Here is a 22957-nt window from a genome sequence, read left to right on the forward strand (position 1 = left end):
ATATCTTTCCAGAAAAATGTTTGATTTCATTTTACTAATTTTTACTCAGAAGCATTAAACGTACATTAGATACTACTTAATTAAGAAAAGTCATGTACTATTTTCATTATGCAAAAGAATGAAGTGGAATTGTTGCCACTATATTCTGCTTTAGCGAATCAATCCTTACAATAATTTTGTTGTGATTATCCACTTTAATAATTTCACATTCCAACCCATTTAGTAAACCATAAGTTATCCTTTTAGTTTCACCAACCTTAGGAAGCAGCGTATTAGTTTCTATGCTAGTGATATTTTCATCTCCAACTAAAAGCTTAATTTGATTTATTTCTCTTTCTGTCACACGTGCATAATCTTTACCAAAACGAATAAATGTACATGCTCCATTCACAGATAATGCTTTATAAAATTCCAATGAAGAATTAATGTTTACAAATACATACGACGGAAACAAAGGTTTTAAAATTGTTTTCTTCCGATCGCTCCATTGACTTATTGTTTTTACTTGAGGCAAAAATGACTCTAAGGAAATCTCTTGTAAAGAGTTATTTACTTTGTTCTCCCAACGAGATTTGACATATATTACATGCCAACCAGTGGTAAAATTCATAGCGATAATTAAATTTGGTTATAAAGCAAAGCTTCGCTTCCCTCAGTTACATGAGGTTCTTTTTGCAAATACTTTCTATAGGGGTAGCGGGTAATCCTTTAATTATAATTATTTCTGCTTAGGGGAGAAATTTTAGAAATAACTATTTTTTTTGACGGTGTAAGAATAATATTTTTTTCTATACAAACATGAATTTGCAGATCTGAATTTATGAATATCTACACGTATTTTTGTACGTACTAATTATATATCGCTGAAAATGAGTTATTTAAAATATTCTTGAAAATCTTTCCGATTCGTAACTTCTATTTTCTTAAATATATTTGATGCATGTTTTGAAACAGTTTTTTCAGTTATAAAAAGCATTTCACCAATATCTTTATATAAATAACCTTCTAAAATATGAGTAGCTATTTCAAATTCTTTATTTGTTAATCTAAATTGTGATAGCATTTCTTTTGTTTTGTCTTCTTTAAGTTTATTTTTTAATTCTATAAGTAAATATGCTTCTCGTTTTCGTTGATATATATGATTCTTTATATAAGCAAACGCCATAATAAAAAAACCAAAATTTACTAACGGCTGTTCAATATGTTGGTAATCGCCAATAAAAACCATTAGTGGCAACATTAAAAATGAGATTATTCCAAAATTGGCTGAGATAACTCTTAACTTAAAATGTTTTTCGGTAGTATTTTCAAGCTTTTGCTTCAATATTTTAATCAATTCAATTAGAGCTTTAAAAGAAAAAATTATTGCAAGCACTAAAGGAATTCCTATGAAAAGCTTCCTAGCTAAAGTCAAGTTTAAAGTAAAAGCGTATGGAATTATAAATAAACACACAAATAATACAGATAGATATAGTATTACTCGTTTAATAGTAAAATAAATAAATGGTGTTATGTGAAACTCTTTGTATAAGTAATAAATAAAATAAACAGCGAAAATAATACCTGCGCTATATGCTATTATATTCTGAATAACTATGAGGAAGTTGATATTACTATCTGGAAATATCCCTGAAAAAAAATTGTAATTTATATAAACTACAATTAGTATTAAATATCTTTTCGCATGTTGATCATTTATATTTGAAAAATAATTAATTATTTGAAAAAATAATACCATTAATTGACTCAAAAGGATTACAAATGTAATCCAGTGCATTTCAGTTCCAAACATACATTTAATTTAGCCCCTTTTATAATATGAAAAAGTATATAGCCTAAATCTATTTCACTTATAACTTTAACCCCATGTCGTTTGTAAAATGGTAGGTTTCTAAGAGTGTAAGTTTCAAAATAAACTGTTTTATTAGCTACTTTATAATAAATAATAATTTCTTCAATAAGTGAACTTCCCTTTTCTCACTTTGATTCTACTTCGCAAGTACATATATACCATAAATGAATAAATGGAGAATTAGGATGATGTTGTTTTGAGTTACTTTTCTCGATTTATGACTTCTATTAAGTTATATATTTCAATACATCCAAACAATAGTTTCACTTCCCATAAAGTAGAAGAGATAATATCTTTTTTGGGAGTGTAATCTATACGCTGTCTTTTGTTTTTCTCAAGCAAGAGTAGCATACAACAAGTAGTTTCTTTATTAGAAATAAATACTTTTTCAAAGTTTAATCCCATAAAAAGAAATATTCAATAAGTAAACGTATGCGATATTTTTTCTATTATCTTGCTTAACTACAAAATTATGAATCGGTTTTTATTAAATGATTGACTTAAAATAACAATGTCTATATCTATTCGAGTCGTTTTCCTAACTATTTTTTAAGCTAAAATACTTTTTTTTGCAAAAATTACAATTGGGAGTGATTTAATTTTTTTGAAAAACCCATTCTCGATTCGTAGTCTTCGATTAAAGTTTTGAAATTTCTAGTAATATCAATAAATATATACGTTAACTTGATTATAAGTCTCTTTAGTACATTAGTATTTTCGCACTTTAATTTGAATAACTTTCTTAAAATTCGATTTTCAATTTCTTTTCGAAAACAAAATGAGGGTTTCTGCAAAGCGAAGATTTTAGTTGAACATATCTATAAAATAAACGTCATTGCAAACTATAAGGTCGAGTGCAGTCGAGAACAAAATGAAGCTCTCTACCTCGTCAATTCTATAAACAGATTACTTTATCACTCTCGTTTCTCGTAATGGCTGAACATACTATTTTTAGGATATGTACAGAAAAAAATGCTTCCAAAAAACCGTTTGGCTTAATGGAAGCATTTTATATTTATATCTCGACTGCGCTCGATGTGACACATCTCGATAGCTTTGCTAGGTATTTTAAATATTAGAATCAATATGAATTTTCCATTTTCCGTCAGGTTGTTTTTTCCAGACAAGAATGTATTTCCCATTGTAACTTCCACTGCATTGTCCGATTTCATAGGCGAAATTCGCATTTACGACTTCCAATTTCATTGGTTCTAAGTTTAGGGAGTACTTCGTGTTATTCATGTAATCATATTCCTTTATCACATCTTCTAATCCTTGTATTATTGGTTTGTGATTGAAATAAATAGTATTGGTACTATAGAGTTGCTTGACTAGGTTTTCAGCGTTATTAGCATTGCAAAGTTCAACCCATAATTTTCTTCTATTAGCGATTTCGTTGATGCCAACTTTTTTCGCTTCTGGACTACTTCTTTCTGTAAATTCAAATTCTCTGATTACTTGTCCGTTTTCTAATTTCCAAATTACAATTTGGATGTATTCTTTTTGATCTTCGGTTTTATACTTGATTATTTCATAAGTAATGCGCCTTTTTTTGTTAGCTTCCACAGTAAATAAGGATTCAATTGCCATAATTTTATTTTTTTTGATTCCGTAATGTGTCGCTATTTGTGATGAGCTTTCAAGTATACTATCTACAGAAATAACCATACTAGCATTGGAAGCATACATCTTTTCTATAGCGTGAATGTTCTTATTGTTTATTGCATTGACCCAATCAATACTATAATCAGAAACCTTTTCAGACTGAACTATTTCCTCCTTAGAATTCGTTACATTTTCTTTTGTATTCGCCAGCTGCTTACATCCAATAATGACTAAGACGACAAAGGATAGTATGATCGTTTTTAATTTCATTTTTTCTTAGCTTATGTAAGCTTTATTGCTTGGTTTAAGGACTAAGTTAGCAAATAAAAGTCGAATAGGAAATCTAGATAATCACTGAGTTAATCAAAGTGGAATTTTCGGAAGTAAGCTGCTTTTACCAGCAATTAATTTTATACGGTGTAGCAAACGTTTGAATTCGTTTATTCTTTTATAAATTTCAATGTAATTCCGTTATCAAATTTTAAGAAATATAGTCCATTAGTTAGGTTCTGAATATCAATTTTTTCATTGTTAGAGATATTACTACGTTTTATTTTAGCTCCTGAAATGTTATAAATTGTATAATTTTCATTCTTAGGAAAATTGGAAAGTTGAATATAGTTAGTAGCAGGATTTGGGTATAGTTGTATTCTAGGTTTTAATATATATTCATCTACTGAAAGTGGTGTAATATTTACTTTAGAGATTTTATTACTACCAGATTCCGCAATATATAAATCGGTATTATTTACTGCTAATCCATAAGGATCATTTATTCCAATTGCTACATCTGTCATTATATATGTTGTGCCTGTAACGCCCATTTTAAAGACTCTACCAGATTGATTTTCAGAGACATATAAATCGTCACCATTTAATGCAAACGCTGCTGCACGATTCATTCCAACTACTACGACTGTTAATGTAGGTGTAGTAGCTGTAATATCTATTTTATATATTCTATTATCATAGAAATCTGCGACATATAAATCGTTGCCACTTACTGCTAATCCAGCAGGATAAAATATTCCATTTCCATTGACTACTTCTATTATTGTTGGGTTTGTAGCTGTAATATCTATTTTAGAAATTTTATTACTGCCAGATTCCGCAATATATAAATCGTTGCCATTTAATACTATTCCTTTAGGAGATGCTAATCCAGTTACTACAACTGTGGCTGTAAGTGTTGTGGCTGTAATATCTTTTGTATAGATTTTATCTTCGCTAGAGAGATATAAATCGTTGCCATTAAGAGCAAGCCCACGAGGATTATTTACTCCAGTTACTACATCTGTTAACGTAGGTATTGTAGCAGTAATATCTATTTTAGAAACTTTATCACTATCAGGTTGTGAGATATATAAATCGTTGCCATTTAATAGTAATCTATGAACGTCTATCCCAGTTATTACATCTGTTGCAGTAGGGATTGTGACTGTAATATCTATTTTAGAGATTTTATTACTACCAGATTCCGCAATATATAAATCGGTACTATTTACTGCTAATCCCTTTGGGTCATTTAATCCACTTGCTATAACTGATGCTATAGGCATTGTGGCTGTAAGATCTATTTTAGAGATTGTATTATGATAAGATCGTGAGAGATATAAATCATTGCCGTTTAGTGCTAATTCCTCAACAAAAATTAAATTAAATACTACATCTGTTATTGTAGGGGTTGTAGCTGTAATATCTATTTTAGAAATTTTACCATCAAGGAAATCTGCTACATATAAATCGTTGCCACTTACTACTAATCCAATAGGCCAAAAGAATGGGCCTCCATCTACTACTTCTGTTACTGTTGGGGTTGTGGCTGTAATATCTATTTTAGAAATTTTATTACTACTATATTCTGCAATATACAAATCGTTGCCATTGACTGCTATTCCCCTAGGATCATTTAATCCAGTTACAACAACTGTGGCCGTAAGTGTTGCGGCTGTAACATCTATTTTATAGATTTTATCATCGCTAGAAAGATATAAATCGTTGCCATTAAAAACAAGCCCTTTAGGACTATTTACTCCAGTTACTACGTCTGTTGCAACAGGTGTTGTAGCTGTAATATCTATTTTAGAGATTTTATGACTAGTAGGTTGTGAAAAATATAAATCGTTACCATTTAATAGTAATACACCAACGTCTACCCCAGTTATTACATCTGTTGTTTGTGCATTTATGTTAATACAGGTAAAAAATAAAATTGTTGCTAAAATGTAAATGTGTTTCATGATTGCTTCTGATTAATTATTTATACTGTGATTAATGTTTGCTAACGTTGTGCAATAAGTAACATAGTAATCCTTTTTATAAGTGTGAAATTTACTACTTATTAGATTTTTAGAAAATGACTTAGATCATAAAACACGTTTTTAAGATTCCTATTCCTATAATGGACATGGTGGCAAATAGCATTCGTAATAGCAACAATTACTATTGCACTTAGAATTGAATGATGTAACTATTGAATTTTGAAAGAGTTTTTTAGCTCTAGGCTGGATAACTAATTGCTGTATGTCCTCAATTCGTTGAAGTTTCAATCAAAAGAAATGTTTCCAAGAAATCGTGAAGATTTGATGGAAACATCTTTTTTTTTGAGTTGTTTAGTACTTAATTTAGCAAATATAAACAGAATGCAAAATCTGCGAGTATTTTCGAAAGTAGGTTGCTTTAATAATTAATTTTATCCGATGTAGCAAACGTTTTAATTCGTTTATTCTTTTATAAATTTGAATGTAACTCCGTTATCAAATTTTAAGAAATATAGTCCATTAGTTAGGTTCTGAATATCAATTTTTTCATTGTTAGAGATGTTACTACGTTTTATTTTAGCTCCTGAAATGTTATAAATTGTATAATTTTCATTCTCAGGAAACTTGGAAAGTTGAATATAGTTAGTAGCAGGGTTTGGGTATAATTGTATCCTAGGTTTTAATATATATTCATCTACTGAAAGTGGTGTAATATTTACTTTAGAGATTTTATTACTACCATATTCCGCTATATATACATCGGTACTATTTACTGCTAATCCCCTAGGCCCATTTATTCCAATTGCTACAACTGTTGCTCTAGGTATTGTGGCTGTAATATCTATTTTAGAGATTCTATTACCTTCAAGTTCCGCTATATACAAATCGTTGCCATTAAGAGCAAGCCCAAAAGCACCACTTACTCCAGTTATTTCGTCTGTTACTAAAGGTGTTGTAGCTGTAATATCTATTTTAGAGATTTTTTCACCACTATACTCCGAAACATATAAATCATTGCCATCTACTGTTAATCCAACAGGGGAAAATAATCCAACTACATCTGTTACTACTGGGTTTGCAGCTGTAAGATCTATTTTAGAGATTTTATTACCACTAAATTCCGCAATATACAAATCGGTGCCATTTACTGCTATTCCATAAGGAGATGCTAATCCAGTCACTACATCTGTTACTATGGGTGTTGTGGCAGTAATATCTATTTTAGAGATTTTATTATCCCCTGAGATATATAAATCGTTGCCATTAAGAGCAAGCCCTTGTGGATCATTTACTCCAGTTACTACGTCTGTTAACGTAGGTGTTGTAGCTGTAATATCTATTTTAGAAATTTTATTACTACCATATTCTGAGATATATAAATCGTTGCCATTTAATAGTATTGTATTAACGTTTACCCCAGTTATTACATCTGTTGCAGTAGGGATTGGAACCGTAATATCTATTTTAGAAATTTTATTACTACCAGATTCCGAAAAATATAAATCGGTACTATTTATTGCTAATCCAATAAGGCCATTTAATCCACTTACTAAAACTGAAACTATAGGTGCTGTGGTTGTAAGATCTGTTATATAGATTTTATTAAGAAAATAATCCGATACATATAAATAGTTACCATTTAGTGCTAATTCCCTAGGAAAAGATACTCCAGTTACTACATCTGTTATTGTAGGTGTTGTGGCTGTAATATCTATTTTAGAGATTTTATTATCATGCGTGTTAGCGACATATAAATCGTTACCATTTAATAGTAATCCAGTAGGAGTAAATAGACCGCCTCCATTTACTACATCTATTAATGTTGGGGTTGTGGCTGTAATATCTATTTTAGAGATTTTAAAACTATCAGTTTGTGAGATGTATAAATCGTTGTCATTTATTGCTAATCCACTAGGGGTATTTAATCCAGTTACTACAACTGTGGCAGTAAGTGTTGCGGCTGTAACATCAATTTTATAGATTTTATCGTCGCTAGAAATATATAAATCGTTGCCATTAAAAGCAAGCCCTTGAGGATCATTTACTCCAATTACTACGTCTGTTGCTACAGGTGTTGTTGCTGTAATATCAATCTTAGAAATTTTATGACTAGTAGGTTGTGAAAAATATAAATCGTTACCATTTAATAGTAATCTACTAGCCTCTACACCAGCTATTACATCTGTTGTTTGTGCATTTATTTTAATACAAGTAAAAAGTAAAATTGTTGCTAAAATGTAAATGTATTTCATGATCGCTTCTGATTAATTATTTATGCTGTGATTAATGTTTGCTAACGTTGTGCAATAAGTAACATCGTAATCCTTTTTATAAGTGTGAAATTTACTACTTATTAGATTTTTAGAAAATGACTTAGATCATAAAACACGTTTTTAAGATTCCTATATTGCTAAATGGACAATGGTGGCAAATAGCGCTCGTAATAACAACTATTACTCTTAAATTTGAATGATGAAACTATTGAATTTTAATAGAGTTTTTTAGCTCTAGGCTGGATAACTAATTGCTGCATGTACGCAATTCATTGAAGTTTCAATTAAAAGCAAAAAAAATGTTTCCAGAAAATCGAGTTGATTTCATGGAAACATTTTCTATTATTTAATAACTTCTCGACTGCGCTCGAAGTGACATTTTCTATATAAAATAGATCTTTAAGTTTACTTACTCAAATACATTTTTCTACGTGAATACAAGTCGTAAAACTCATCGTCTTTTAAACTGTCTATGAATAAGATACTTTCTCCTGTACTTTTCATTTCAGGTCCTAAACGCTTGTCTACATTCGGGAATTTGTTGAATGAGAATACTGGTTGTTTGATGGCAAATCCTTCTAATTGTGGATTGAAATCAAAATCAGTGACTTTCTTCTCACCTAACATTACTTTCGTTGCATAGTTTACATACGGTTCTTTGTATGCTTTTGAAATGAAAGGAACGGTACGCGACGCTCTCGGATTCGCTTCAATGATATATACGATATCGTCTTTGATCGCAAACTGAATGTTAATCAATCCAACCGTATTTAAGGCTAAGGCAATCTTCTTTGTGTGGTCTTTTATTTGTTGCATCACAAATTCACCTAAGTTAAATGGTGGCAAGGTTGCATTTGAATCTCCTGAGTGAATTCCGCAAGGTTCAATATGCTCCATGATTCCGATGATGTATATATTCTCTCCATCACAAATAGCATCTGCTTCAGCTTCTATTGCACCATCTAAATAATGATCTAATAACAAGTGATTTCCTGGCATTCTTCTTAACAAGTCTACTACGGTTTCTTCCAGTTCTTGCTTGTTGATCACAATTTTCATTCCTTGTCCTCCAAGTACATACGAAGGTCGTACCAAAATTGGAAAGTCTAAAACATCCGCAATTGCTGCTGCTTCATCTGCTGTTGTAGCTATATCAAATTCTGGATAAGGAATGTTGTTTTCTTTTAATAAGGTTGAAAAACTTCCTCTATCTTCTGCTAAATCTAAAGCTTCAAAACTAGTTCCTATGATCTTAATACCATATTTAGATAATTTCTCTGCTAATTTCAACGCGGTTTGTCCACCAAGCTGCACAATGACACCTTCTGGTTTTTCATGTTGAATGATATCGTATATGTGTTCCCAGAAAACTGGTTCAAAATATAGTTTATCAGCCGTATCAAAATCGGTAGAAACCGTTTCAGGATTACAGTTAATCATGATGGTTTCGTAGCCACATTCAGCGGCAGCTAAAACACCATGTACACAACAGTAATCAAACTCAATTCCTTGTCCAATTCTGTTTGGCCCTGAACCTAATACAATAATTTTCTTTTTATCCGTAACAATACTTTCGTTGTGAACGTAACGTTTTCCATCAGGAGTTTCAATTTCTGCTTCAAAAGTAGAATAGTAATACGGTGTTTTTGCTTTGAATTCCGCAGCACAGGTATCTACTAATTTGAATACACGATTGATTCCTAATTCTTTACGCTTCGTATGCACTTCACTTTCCAAACAGCTAAGCATGTGTGCAATTTGTCTGTCTGCGAATCCTTTTTGCTTTGCTTCTAATAATAAATCTTTTGAAATCGTATCTATTTTATTATGAGCAGTTATTTCTTTTTCTAATTGGTGAAGTTCTTCGTATTGTCTTAAGAACCACATATCTATTTTTGTAATTTCATGAATTCTACTCAGCGGAATTCCCATCTGAATAGCATCATAAATAACAAAGACTCTATCCCAAGAAGCAAATCTGAGCTTGCTAAGAATTTGGTCATAATTTGTATATCCTTTTCCATCTGCTCCAAGTCCGTTACGACTTATTTCGAGCGACTGTGTAGCTTTGTGTAAGGCTTCTTGGAACGAACGTCCAATTCCCATCACTTCACCAACAGATTTCATTTGAAGTCCTAATTCGCGATTTGAACCTTCAAATTTGTCAAAGTTCCAACGCGGTATTTTTACAATAACATAATCAAGTGTTGGCTCAAATAATGCCGATGTTGATTTTGTAATTTGATTGTCTAATTCATCTAATGTGTATCCGATCGCTAATTTTGTAGCAATTTTTGCAATTGGATATCCTGTAGCTTTACTTGCTAATGCAGATGAACGTGATACACGCGGATTGATTTCAATAGCTATGATTTCTTCTTTTTCGTCTGGACTTACGGCAAATTGCACATTACATCCACCTTCAAAATCTCCAATACTACGCATCATGTGAATTGCCATATCACGCATTTTCTGATACGTACGATCAGATAATGTCATTGCTGGTGCAACCGTGATAGAATCTCCAGTATGAATTCCCATCGGATCCATATTCTCAATAGAACAGATAATAACTACGTTGTCGTTTTTATCGCGCAGTAATTCAAGTTCAAATTCTTTCCAACCCATCATGGCTTTGTCAATCATGACTTCGTGAATTGGCGAAATTTCGAGTCCACGTCTCAATAAATCGTCAAAATCTGCTGGATCGTGTACAATGGAAGCTCCTGCACCACCAAGTGTGTAAGATGCTCTAATTACTAACGGAAATCCAAATTCTTGTGCAATTTCTTTTCCTTGCAAGAAAGATGTTGCTGTTGCTTGTGGTGCCATTCCAACACCAATTTCGAGCATTAATTCTCTAAATTTTTCTCTGTCTTCCGTAATGTTAATCGCATCAATATCAACCCCAATTAGCTTTACATCAAAATCTTTCCAAATTCCTTTTTCATCAGCTTCAATACACAAGTTTAATGCAGTTTGTCCTCCCATTGTTGGTAAAACAGCATCAATTTGTGGATGATCTTTTAGGATTTGAATAATTGATTTGGTAGTTAACGGTTTTAGGTATACATGATCCGCCATTGAAGGATCTGTCATGATTGTCGCTGGATTCGAGTTAATTAGAATTGTTTCGATTCCGTCTTCTCGTAACGAGCGTAGTGATTGTGATCCTGCATAATCAAACTCGCACGCTTGACCGATTACTATCGGTCCTGATCCGATAATTAAAATTGATTTAAGGTCTTCTCTTTTTGGCATTGGTTTAGTGTGTTGTTTTGCTTAAAAATAAAAAAACGTTGGGTACAAAAAAAGGTGTTGCTTCTAAAAAAACAACACCTTATTTATGTAAATGTATATCATTACTTCTTATGTCTCAATTCAGATGACACAGATACTTTCTTTCTTCCTTTTGCTCTTCTACGAGCTAATACTTTTCTCCCGTTTACTGAAGCCATTCTTTCTCTGAAACCGTGCTTGTTTCTTCTTTTTCTTTTCGATGGTTGAAATGTTCTTTTCATTACTTATATGTCTTTAATTTCTTTTGAAAATTATTGTGAATGCACGCGAGTTTTATTCCCAAAAGTGCGGCGCAAATATACAAAGAGTTTTTACTTTGACAAATAGAATTTAAAAAATATTTACGAATGTTTTTTATACATTTGCAACCTCGACAAATATATACTGATTTATGTTCAACAAAAATATCAAATTAATTATAGCAGGACTCATTTTTGCGTTCGCAATTTACCAAATTTACGATAGTTATATCGGTAACGGAATCTTTTTGATTCTGTTAGCTGCCATTTTTGTTTTATTGTATTTTAAGAATGAATTTATATTGTTATCATTTTTAAAATTACGTAAACAAGATTTTGATGGTACAAAACGAATTCTTTCTAAAATTAAAAACCCAGCAACCGCTTTAACAACAAAGCAACAAGGTTATTATTATTACCTACATGGAATTATGGCTTCTCAGGATAACTTAACCCAAGCGGAGAAACATCTGCGCAAAGCAGAAAAGCTTGGATTGAGTATGGATCATGATATGGCAATGGTAAAAATGACCTTAGCAGGAATCGCGTCGCAAAAGAATAGAAAGAACGAAGCCAAAATCTTAATGAAGGAAGCTAAGGCGCTCGATAAGCGCGGAATGCTTAGCGAACAGATGAAGATGATGGAACAACAGATGAAACGTGCTGCAAGTGCTCCTAAACAGCATTACGGGAATCGTCAGCAGATGAAAAGAAGATAATATTTAAAAAAAGTGACTTGTAAGAGTCGCTTTTTTTATGCTTCTTATTAATTAGTAATTAATACAACTTCATTATAGTTACTATAAAATTAACTAATTGAATATTTATGGGCACTTTGAGTTAATTATTTCGCTATCAAATTCTTATTTTCATTTTCTTTGCTCGCACAAAGAAAACAGAAACAAAAGAAAGTGCGCTTTTTCCTGAGGTGTTTTTGACTGAAAAAGTCAAAACCGTCTCCATTTTTCTAAATTTTTTCCAAGGCTTCAAAAATTCTTAACGAAAAATGTATACTACACTGCGGAAAAAGAATCCGCTACGTGCAATTTTAATCATTTAATAATCAAAATCACTTCGTGCGATGTCGAATGATATCTTTTGTAATTTGAGAATCGGTATTGATAAAATGTTTTAACTCTGAAAGCATTTCGTTGTTTGTGTCGTTTTTAGAAATAAGTTCATACGCGATGTCTTCTATTTTCTTTTTTGGTGCAATGTCTCTGTTGTATTCTAGTTTGAGCACTTTTAAGAAATTAGACTCGTTAGTCCCGTTCACTAATTGCTTGCCAAAGTTGGTAAGTACCTTTTCTAGCGATGCTTTGTCTTTAAAGTTGGCAAAAAGATTGTTTGCACAATTCACGGCATCTTTGTTGTCTTTCCAACCTTTTACCAAAAGTTCATTAGCAGCTTCTTTGTTTTGCATCTTTTTACGATATAATAATGCCGCTTTTACGTATTGATCGTTGTTTTTGTAATTGTCCACTACAAGTTGATAATGATGATGTGCTTTTTTGGTGTCTTTCACTTTTGTGTAAATGTCCCCTACTTTTTCATTCATATCCAATTCTTTATAGAGTTTGATTGATTTTGTATACGAACGCGCTAGTTCATAACATTCAGCCGCTTCATGCTTGTCTTTGCACCTTCTTAGATAAACATTTGCCGCTTCACTATATAAATGTCCGCCTTTTAAAATAGAAGCCGCTCTGTGTGGATTTCGTAATAGTTTTAGTTGAATGTACGCAGCTTTCTTGTATTGTTTCTTTTCAATGAAATCATTACATAATTTTTCATATCGATCCATCAACGATTGAAATTGACGATCGCCAACGGTTGTTGCGCCGCCGCCAGACGAACTTCCAGGAGAACTATCGTCGTCAAATAAAGAATTTACAATTGTTGCCAACACAAAAAACACAACAACAAGTATTACGAATGCAAATAGGAAATCTAAAATGCTTTCTGCAATGATGGATTCAATCACTACATATACTAATTTTAAAAACAATACTAAGATGATAAAGTAAATCACCTTCGCTTGGAATTTACTTTCTTTATTCGTTGTCATCGATGATCGTTTTATTTTTATTTAGTAAAAAATACAGCAATCGCAGCACTATGAATACTGCGAGTACCATATAGAATGTTCCGAATCCTTCTGATTCCAAGATTGGATAGAAAAGATATATTAAGAGTCCCAAAATAATGAAAAAGATGATTATTTTGTTTTGTAATGATAATTCGTTTCCTCCAAAGTATAAACCACTTTCTTTTGTTTTACCTTTTTCATCAAAGGAAAAAAGTTCACTATCTTCAGGTAAATCTAACCATGAAGTCGATTTGTTTTTGAGCTCACTTTTTTTAGCATGATTGGATTTACTTTTTAAATAATAAACCAACAATAAAATAGTAGCCAAAATAAAAATGATCGAAATGATTACTGCAATGATCGAAGTTTCTTCTTTTACTTCTTCTGCTGGTTGTAGATTTGTATTTCCATCCAAACTGTCATCATCACCCAACTCTGTACTTTCAAGGACAAGATTTTCTTGTTCAAGTTGTTCATTTGAGTCTGAACTAACTGTCGTCGTACTAGAAACAATTTCATCCTCATTGTGTTGCACTTCCTGAATGACTAAATGACCAATCCAAAAAATAAGTAAGATGGCTATAATTCCTCCAACTACTTTGAAGAATTTTTTTGATGCTTCAGACATCGTACCAAGTCCTATTGATTCAAAGAAATTACTTTTAAATTTATATGCCGCATACGCTTTCCCGCGTGAAGTTCCCATCATGTCTAATGGAATTGCCATTTTTAAAGCTGCTTCTGGGTTTTGTTCTAAGTATTTTAAGTATTTTTCAACTTCTGCATTGTTTCCTTTTAATACTTTTTTCATATCAAAAGGCAACTCTTTAGGATCAATTTCAGCTTCGGCAAACGGATTTCCCAATGCGTCTGTTTCCTGCTCTTCTTCTATTTCTATACTAAATGCTGATACTTCTGTTGGAATTCTTACACCTTTCGCTGGTGTTTCAATCGTTGGAAATTTTGCAATTGGTTGTTCTAAAATGGTTTCCCAACGCAATTCTTCTGTGAGTTCGATCATTCCAAATTCATGATGAAAAAAATGCGGATTTCCGTGGAGCAATGTATCATATTCATCATTCGTCAACGCCATATTGAGTTGCGTATTTTCAGGAATGTAAAAGTTTGCATGTACCTTTTGAATGCATACATGATGACCGACACTTAAGTTTTTTTGAGCCGATTTTAAAATGATTAATACGCCCGAAATACTGTTTGCTTCCAATCCTGGACATGGATATGCTTTGCAATCTGAAAGCTTCAGTTGCATGCGCTTCATTTCTTCCAACCACACTTTTGGCGAAGCATGCTTGATGAAAATTCCACATCTTGGATACGGATTGTTGTCAGTAAATGTGAGCGCTAACTTCATGAATTTAAAATATTTATCAAGAAGGGTTCCACATATTTTTTCTTGAATTCGGGAACTGTTATTTCTATTGCATCTGAGTTTTCAGGCATAAAATAGCCATATCCCGTGAATTCGTCTTCGGTTGCCATTGCCAAACCAATGCCTATGTATGAAGACAGATAAAACGTTGGAATGCTTGGTATTGTACTTTCAAATATAATGACACCGTTTTTGTCTATTTTAATTTTACAACCATTTTCAAAATCTGCCACTAAATTTCGGTTATGAAAATAGATGGTTAGTTCATCTTTAAGATCAAGTTCTTTTACACGTATCAACTCAAAATTGATCCAATCGTCGTCAAAGCTTAATAGGTGTTTGCTATTGAATATAATTTTTAAATCTTGTGTAATGATAATATGATTAATTTTTGAAAATATAGAACCTTCAAAGTAACCAATACGTTGCGTCAAATAGTTTTCATATTGTATTTTTAGTAATGCAGATGGTTCTGTGAGTTCTTCATACGTTTTATCATATACATCAAATCGTGTATATACAGCCTCAGCGTTGTAGTGTTTTTTGGTGACTAAGTAAATTTCTTCTTCGAATACAATTAACTGTTTTAAGGCAACTTTTTCATATTGACTGAGGTCTTCTTTAAAAATGTAGGTGACGGTTTGCGTTTTAAAAATCATGTAGTTTAATGCATTCCAATACAACACCATCAATTCATCTTCAAACAGTATTGCACGCATTGGCAGCTTGATTCCTGTAACAAATGACATGCCTCTTTCAATCATTTCAAACCCTCTTGATCTGTCATTTGTTCTGAATAAATCTCCATTCTTTTGCAAAGTATACGCGTAATTTTCATCTGAAAAATTAACGACATTTCGCGCTGGGAATCCATATAAAACTGGATAATTCACAACTTCTTTTCCTTGCGTTTTTTTACGAGGCTGATGATTTTTTTTACGTCTTCTACTTGGTGGATTTGCCCATAATTCGTCTAATGGCAATTGAATGTGTTTTACCAACCGTTTTGCGCCACTTTTCATTTTATAGACATCTATATTTCCATTGATATCAGCTGTAATCACACCGCCAAACTTATCATGATACTTGTTGAATACTTTGGACATACTCTGATGTTCCAAGGTTTTTGGCGAAGTAAACAGCGTAATTTCTACATTTTCTTTTTCACAATCTTCAATAAATTGTGTAATTGCTTTTGAGGCATCTAATGCTGGCGATGTCGTTTGCAAACCTTCAATGATACTTACTTTTGAATCAAAGTCTAAGCTTCCATACAAACTACCTAATAAGGCATACGCCTGAAAGTTCATTTCATTTTTTGGATGATGAATTAACGAGAAAGCAGTCGCAAACGACAATATTTTTGGCGTTCCCCAATTTTTAATCGTAGTATCTATCAAAAAGATCCGCGTGCGCAAATCTTCTTCTGGTGTGGTTTCCCGACGAATGAATAGTGCTTCTTTGTTGGCGATTCTATGTAAAAAGATTAAATCGTCATTAGCAAATTCTGAAATTAGTAAGTTGTCAAAATTTCCTTTGTTAGTCACATCTGAGATTCCGCCAAGCGGCATTTCTCCTGGATGTACATAATGCATTGGTAAGTTGATTCCAGACCATAATCGCTTGATGAGACTTCCCATGAAAAACGTTTTGGGTTCTTCAATCAATTCTTGAATTAAATCGGGATTGTTACTAAACGATTCTCTTTCTGAATCTTCAGGGTCAATTGCTACCTCAACTATTTTTCCCCACGCGTTTATCAACGCATCCACTGTTGGATAGCGTTCGTGTAATAGTGCTAATGAATTAAAATCTTTACTGAGCGCAGACATCGTAATTTCTACTTTAATACTACTCGCATTCAGTTCAAATTCATCGTTTTTGATACAGGCAAGAACCTCCGCTGCGTATTTACTGCTTAAACCATGATTTGCATCTTGAAATAAGAATGTAAATAAATCAATTCTGTTTTTGCCTTTTTTGTATGCTAAAGGAAGTGATATTAGGTTTTTCAGAAAACGTTGTGCATCTTCAAAATAGACATGTTTGAATGTTAATTCGTCATCGAATGTCTTTTTAATTTTAGTAAATATTTCATCAATGGTAAAACCAACTTCGCCTGAGTTTGTTGCTAAAAAAGCTAGTATTAACGCGCCAAAAGGTGGCAAATCATTGTTGGAAATTGCTTTTAAAACTTCTTCTAATTGTTCTTTATATGCAATTGTCATTCCATCAGGAATACTGATACAGTTGATACCGCCTTGATGAATTTCAGCACTTTCAACTACATCAACACTAAACATATAGTCAATTTCCCATTGCCAGAAATAGTCCTGGTAGGATTGAAAATAATAGGTTGCTTTTGTACTGGTTTCGCTCATGAGTTATCGTGACAATCGGTAGCCGCTGATTGTGAGTTTTTTAAATTTGTCTTTTGGTACGTTATAATAGGTATTGTCTGTGTTTACGATGATGTAATCGTTGCTGTTTTGATTGATTATTTTGTTGAAATAACTACTCAGTTCTGGATATTCAAAATCGTAGCCTGTTGGCAATAGAAATTGTTGCTGTTGCCAGAAGGTTTTCCCCGGAATTGATAGCAATGGTGTTCCAATTAGTAATGCTTTATCGTCAAGCAATGTCCATTCAATCGGTTGCAATCGTATGCTAGGCATTGTTGGAATGATAGCATCTAACATGGTCAAATCGACTATTTGTGCTTTCGCAGATCGTTCAATACTTGATGGAACAATGTTGAATTGAATTTTTTCATCCACACCAAAATAATTGAAATTATAATCGGGCATTTCTGCGGGCAATGCTTTGTCTATTGGCGACCAAAGTAAGGCCGTTTTTAAACGCTCTTCGGGTAAATTCCCGCCAAGGAGAAACAATGCATTTTCATGCTGAAAGTATATTTTTTTGAACGGAATACTGCGTATTTCTTCACTATTGAGTTGATTTGGCGAAATTCCGCGCACCCAAACGTCGTCCATATCCGTTACCATTCGCACGGTTTTCCATACGCGAATTTGGGATAGTTTGTGTTTATATTTTGAAGGCAATCGTAACCAATATTCGGTTACACCTTGTGTAAGATCTGTTTCCACAGTTGATCTATTTCAGTGTTTATGTATTGCTTTTTCTGTTGATCTTTGATCCAATCGGTACGATTTTGCAGATAGCGCAATTTGTCTTTGATGACATTTAATTCTTGCAATGATATTTCCTGATTTGAGAATTTAGTTTTCAAATTCGTCACTTCACTCATTAATTCTTCCGGGTTTGGCGCTTTGTTAAAGAACGCTTGCGGATGCGATCGCTCATTCGTTTCTTCTTTTTCAATCAATGCGTTTACGGTAGCTTGCAAGGTTTCTATTTGTTCTTCCGTGCTCCAAATATATTTTAAAACCCACAAGTCTGAGAGTATTGCTTCTTGTCGGTCGCACAACATTGCGCTTGCCGCCACCAAGTTTTGCATTTTTACAGCACGTCGGTCAGAGACTTCGATGCCTGTGTTTCGCAAACTATGAATTAGTTCGATGTACGAACTTCGAATCGGCGACAGATCGACTTCTTTTACTTTGGTTTGCAATACTTTGACTTCGTCTGGAGATATGAGCGTCTGTTCTTGTTGTTCGTTTCGTTCAAGTTTCCAACCTGCAAGTAATACTTCTTCTAAACGATCGGGTTTTACGTTGTCTACTTTTAATCGAATTAGGAAACGATCTAGCAAAGCCGCCAACGCCTCATCATCTGGCAATAAGTTACTCGCACTAATGAACATTAATGCTGGTATTTTTTTCGTTTCTTTTCCGCGACGAAATATTTTTTCGTTCAACGCCATGAGTAAACTATTCAAAATGGCAGAATTCGCATTGAATATTTCATCTAAAAATACCAAAGATGCTTCTGGAAGCATTCCGTCGGTATTTGTAACTAGTTCTCCTTCTTTTAGTAAACGAATGTCCAACGGTCCAAAGATTTCGTTTGGTTCCGTGAATCGTGTCAGTAAGTAATCAAAATTAATTCCACCAATAACATGACTTGATAGTTGTTTTACAATGGCACTTTTTGCCGTTCCCGGAGGTCCTAATAGGAATACGTTTTCTCTCGCCAAGAGTCCAATTCCTAGAAGATCAATGACTTCATCTTTTCCCACGAAGACATTTTTGATTTCTTCGAGTATGGTTCGTAATTTTTTAGTTTCGTTCATAGTGTTTTAAACTTCAGAAACGAACGCGCTCCAAAAGTGATTGGAATGTTCTCCTAAGTGAATCGCGACGTTTTCATGTATGATTTTATGTTCAGTTAAACTGATATCTTTTTTTGCAATAACTCTGTCCGTATATAGTGTTTTGAAACAATTATCTTGAAAGAGTTTTACGAGTATTTCTTCATTAATTTCTAATTCCAACTCGTGACCGATGGCGGAATATTGAAATTTTTGTAAATGTTTTGCAAGTATTTTGATCAGCCAATCGTCAAAGTCAATCGTTTCTAATTCTTTGATGATATACGGCAAGAATCTGAGAGAAACATCTGCCGAAAGGCAACTACTTGGCGACAGTTCTCCTTTAAAATCTTCAAAGTACTTGTTTAAATCTTTCGGTTCTTCCAAGCGATGTGCTAGAAATTGCGCTGCAAAGTAGATCATTTTTGCGCCCCAAATTGCTGCTTCTCTGTTAAATTTTGGTGCTTCAAACGGATAGTTTAGAATTTCATTTTCATATTCCTGCTCTAAGAAATCACCCAAATCATTGAGTTCAGCACTCGTTACTTTTGGTTTGTTTGTGTATAATACAAATTGCCCAGAAGTTCGCAGGTGATGAATGGTTTGAAGTATGTTATTCTTTGTGTTCAAAAATTAAAATATATGCATATCAAGAAGATAATACTCAAAAGAACAAAAATTAAATGTAAGAAGCAATAACAAGCGATGTAAGTTGTTGTTTAATGGTTGATTTGTGTTTTTGGGTCGTTTGTTGGTTCATCTCGATAGTGCTCGATGGAGTTTATGTGTTTGTTTGTTTATACACTTCGACTTAGCTCAGTGTGAATGTTTATGAGTTTATGAGAAAATTTATAGTTTTTATATTTTTGAAACATTACACTAAGTTTTCCACTTTTACTTTCTTAATGAGTTCTCCGGGTTTTAAACCAAATCTTTTTGTAAATACTTTATTAAAATACGAACGACTGTTTAATCCGACAGTGTATAACACTTCACTGATGTTGTCATAGTTATCTTTTACGATTAAGTTGTATGCTTTTTGCAAACGAATTTCCAAGATGAATTTTATAGGAGTAAGTCCTGTTTTTTGTTGAACGATTTGTGCAAACTGTTTGTGTGAATAGCCACATTTTTTTGCCAATTCACCGATGCTAAATTCATTGTTAGCAAGGTTTTCTTGCACAATATTGTTTACTTTATCCATGAATTCTGAATATGCAGTATTGATGTGAATGCTATCTGCATCTGTATCTTGAAGTTGTTTTGTATAGATGCCTTTTTCGAGATGAAATTGTATTCGTGTCAACAATTCTGTTCCATCAAAAGGTTTTATGAGATAATCATGAATTCCATATTCTTCTTTTTGATGTGTTAGATACGCTTCTGCGGAAGCGGTTAAGATGATAAATGGCGTAGTTTCATAGTTTTTGAGTTTGTTTAATTCAGTTTTGAGCTGATATCCGTCTATTAACGGCATGCGTAAGTCTGATAGTATAATATCGTATTGTTTCTTTTTGGCAAAATCTAATACTTGTGCGCCGTCAAACGCAAATGTACACGCAAATGAAGGTTCTAGTAAGTCCTTTAAGTAGCCAATCATTTCTATATTATCATCTACAATTAAGATTTTGGGTAAGTTGTTTGAGTGGTCAATTGTTGGAAGTTCTGGCTTGGATATGCTTTGGAATACTTCTATATTTTCGTCAATATATAAAAGCGGATTTTCGATGTTTAGCGGTAATTGAATTGTAAACACACTTCCCACATTCTTCTCACTATCTAGTTTAATAGCTCCATTGAGTTTCGTTATTAATTCATGTACTAGCGATAAACCAATTCCGAAACCTCCATTGGTCAGATTGTTTTTGGTTTGGTAAAAGCGGTCAAATATCAGTTTTTGTTCCTTTTTGTCTATTCCGATGCCTTCGTCTTTTATAATAATATTTAAACCGTTTTCGTCAATAAAGGTATGTACATAAATCCCGTATGTTGGACTTGTATATTTGAGTGCATTGGACACAATATTGTTGATGATTTTGCGCAAATCTTCATAGGGAAATACAATATTTTGATTGGGTTTTATATTTGATTTGTAATACACATATATGCCTTTGATTTCTGCAACTCCTTGAAACGAAAAAATACTTTCTCGTAAAAACACTTCCATTTTTTCAGATGTCATTTTTCTTTCTACTGGTTTTTTGTCGAGTTTTAAAAGTGTCAAGAAATTATTCAGCATGCCAATAATTTGCTCATTATTTCGAATTGTTAAATCGGCATATTTTACAATTTTTGAATAATCCATTGCATTGTTGGTAATCATTTGTAAATAGCCCGTCGTAATAGTAATTGGTGTTCGGATTTCATGCGATAGATTTTCAATAAAATTGTTTTTAATTTCTGAAATTTCCTTCATTTTATCATTTTCATATTGCAATTTAAGTCGTTTCTTTTTACGTATATGTAATATGATTAAGAAAATTAGAATCAGTACGGATGCAGAAACAAAAAAGGTTGAAAAAATATAGAATTTCTTTTTTTCGTCCATTATCAGGGCATTCATTTCGCTTTTTGCTTCTAAATCTTTGATTTTTTTATCGTGATTTAACTTAAAGTTTAAAATGGAGGCGTTTAGATTTAGGCTAAAGTTTTTAAGGTCATTTCTAACTGAATGATAATTACTTAATGATTGGAGTGCTTTTCGATAATTCCCAAGCGCTTCATTTGCCTCATACTCAACTTTATAAAATTTTATTAAATCAAATTGTTCTACATACTTAAAAGCAGTACTCCTTTTAGCACTATCAATATATTTTAAAGCTATAATAGGATTTCCTTCAATACTAAACTGTCCTGCATAATAAATATTTTTCATGACTTCATCCTCTGGAGAGAAAAGATTAGGTATCGCATACATTTTGTCAAGATATACTTTTGCAGAATCAAGTAATTTTAATTTTGTATACCTTTTATTCAATTCATCATAGTAATATTTCAAAACATAAGGTTCGTCTGAAAAGCCATTTACATCTAAGCTTTTTAATAAACGAACAGCTTCTTTATTTTTACCTAAAGAAGCAATGTAAGACGCATGATTTATATATATCTGACTTTTTTGAAGCTTAGAAATTGATTTATTGACGCTATAATTCATCAAAATAGAATCCATTTCTTTAGACAAGTCTTTGTTTTTTATTTTTTTGTAGAGTGCTGCTAATTTTAAGTAGACTTTAATTTCTTTATCTACAATATTATTTTTTTTGAAATAGTCCAATGCATTGTACAAACAACGAATTGATTCAAGATACTTTTTTTCAAACATCATTTTTTCAAACAAATACAATTCTGCTTCACCAAGAATCTTCATATTTTCAGACTTTTGTTTTATTTTTTTGTAATAATAATAAACAGAATCATATTGCTTCTTTTCATCATAATGATGCATTAAAAATAAAATTTCCAGTTCTTTGGAATTGATTCCTGTAGAATCATTTTCTGAATTTATGCGTTCCCTTTTCAAGAAGTCTGAAATCATATTTTCTCTTTGAGATAAAGAGTCATTTGATATTCTAGAAACGTCATGCAACGCTTTTTCGTGAAGTTTATATAATGACCTCTCGCTGATAGCAGCAAATAAGTTATTTAAACATAAATAACTATAAAACAACAAACTAAATAGTAAAGCTACTTTTTTTTTCATAGATAAATTAACGA

Annotated in this window: 16 protein-coding genes; 1 reads left to right on the forward strand and 15 read right to left on the reverse strand. The window is 32.4% G+C overall.

All coding sequences use genetic code 11. The features are described from left to right. Positions 1-106: 106 nt before the first annotated feature. The 8 genes from H2O64_RS19610 to rpmH all read right to left on the reverse strand — a co-directional run bounded on the left by H2O64_RS19610 (position 107) and on the right by rpmH (position 11512). A complete protein-coding gene (locus H2O64_RS19610; RefSeq protein WP_187563930.1) occupies positions 107-610 on the reverse strand; it encodes a UpxY family transcription antiterminator in 504 nt (167 codons plus the stop codon). A gap of 264 nt (positions 611-874) precedes the next feature. Next, the gene (locus tag H2O64_RS19615; RefSeq protein WP_187563931.1) at positions 875-1792 is read right to left on the reverse strand and encodes a response regulator transcription factor; all 918 of its coding nucleotides are present in this window, start codon (positions 1790-1792) and stop codon (positions 875-877) included. A gap of 261 nt (positions 1793-2053) precedes the next feature. Beyond that, positions 2054-2257, reverse strand: a complete 204-nt coding sequence (locus tag H2O64_RS19620) for a hypothetical protein (protein WP_187563933.1) — start codon at positions 2255-2257, stop codon at positions 2054-2056. 663 nt (positions 2258-2920) lie between these two features. Next, positions 2921-3727 carry a YybH family protein gene (locus H2O64_RS19625; RefSeq protein WP_187563934.1) on the reverse strand — a complete coding sequence of 269 codons (807 nt, stop codon included), beginning with the start codon at positions 3725-3727 and terminating at the stop codon, positions 2921-2923. Positions 3728-3897: 170 nt separating this feature from the next. After that, the gene (locus tag H2O64_RS24115) at positions 3898-5697 is read right to left on the reverse strand and encodes a T9SS type A sorting domain-containing protein (RefSeq protein ID WP_235982958.1); all 1800 of its coding nucleotides are present in this window, start codon (positions 5695-5697) and stop codon (positions 3898-3900) included. A 482-nt stretch (positions 5698-6179) separates the two neighbouring features. Continuing rightward, positions 6180-7970, reverse strand: coding sequence for a T9SS type A sorting domain-containing protein (locus H2O64_RS19635; RefSeq protein ID WP_187563935.1), 1791 nt, complete (start codon positions 7968-7970; stop codon positions 6180-6182). Positions 7971-8396: 426 nt separating this feature from the next. Then, positions 8397-11252, reverse strand: coding sequence for a carbamoyl-phosphate synthase large subunit (carB, locus tag H2O64_RS19640; RefSeq protein WP_187563936.1), 2856 nt, complete (start codon positions 11250-11252; stop codon positions 8397-8399). A gap of 101 nt (positions 11253-11353) precedes the next feature. After that, positions 11354-11512 (reverse strand): 50S ribosomal protein L34, encoded by a 159-nt coding sequence (gene rpmH / locus H2O64_RS19645; protein WP_082113443.1) that lies wholly within the window; start codon positions 11510-11512, stop codon positions 11354-11356. Between the two features lie 170 nt (positions 11513-11682). Here rpmH and H2O64_RS19650 point away from each other — a divergent pair, with 170 nt between their 5' ends. Further along, positions 11683-12249 (forward strand): DUF2892 domain-containing protein, encoded by a 567-nt coding sequence (locus H2O64_RS19650; protein WP_187563937.1) that lies wholly within the window; start codon positions 11683-11685, stop codon positions 12247-12249. Between the two features lie 350 nt (positions 12250-12599). Here H2O64_RS19650 and H2O64_RS19655 read toward each other — a convergent pair whose 3' ends face one another. From H2O64_RS19655 to H2O64_RS19685, 7 genes are all read right to left on the reverse strand, one after another. Beyond that, complete coding sequence (locus tag H2O64_RS19655) at positions 12600-13598, reverse strand: soluble NSF attachment family protein (RefSeq protein ID WP_187563938.1); 999 nt, start codon at positions 13596-13598, stop codon at positions 12600-12602. Then, positions 13585-14991 carry a hypothetical protein gene (locus H2O64_RS19660; RefSeq protein WP_187563939.1) on the reverse strand — a complete coding sequence of 469 codons (1407 nt, stop codon included), beginning with the start codon at positions 14989-14991 and terminating at the stop codon, positions 13585-13587. Before H2O64_RS19660 ends, H2O64_RS19655 begins: the two co-directional genes overlap by 14 nt. Continuing rightward, positions 14988-17390, reverse strand: a complete 2403-nt coding sequence (locus H2O64_RS19665) for a hypothetical protein (RefSeq protein WP_187563940.1) — start codon at positions 17388-17390, stop codon at positions 14988-14990. Before H2O64_RS19665 ends, H2O64_RS19660 begins: the two co-directional genes overlap by 4 nt. 3 nt (positions 17391-17393) lie before the next feature. Beyond that, complete coding sequence (locus H2O64_RS19670) at positions 17394-18119, reverse strand: hypothetical protein (protein ID WP_187563941.1); 726 nt, start codon at positions 18117-18119, stop codon at positions 17394-17396. Beyond that, complete coding sequence (locus H2O64_RS19675) at positions 18092-19225, reverse strand: AAA family ATPase (RefSeq protein WP_187563942.1); 1134 nt, start codon at positions 19223-19225, stop codon at positions 18092-18094. The genes H2O64_RS19670 and H2O64_RS19675 overlap by 28 nt, the downstream gene beginning before the upstream one ends. Before the next feature lie 6 nt (positions 19226-19231). Continuing rightward, the gene (locus H2O64_RS19680; RefSeq protein WP_187563943.1) at positions 19232-19873 is read right to left on the reverse strand and encodes a hypothetical protein; all 642 of its coding nucleotides are present in this window, start codon (positions 19871-19873) and stop codon (positions 19232-19234) included. A gap of 244 nt (positions 19874-20117) precedes the next feature. Further along, positions 20118-22943 carry a hybrid sensor histidine kinase/response regulator transcription factor gene (locus tag H2O64_RS19685; RefSeq protein WP_187563944.1) on the reverse strand — a complete coding sequence of 942 codons (2826 nt, stop codon included), beginning with the start codon at positions 22941-22943 and terminating at the stop codon, positions 20118-20120. Positions 22944-22957 lie beyond the last annotated feature (14 nt).

It is taken from the genome of Kordia aestuariivivens (genome assembly GCF_014397005.1).
Lineage (GTDB): Bacteria > Bacteroidota > Bacteroidia > Flavobacteriales > Flavobacteriaceae > Kordia > Kordia aestuariivivens.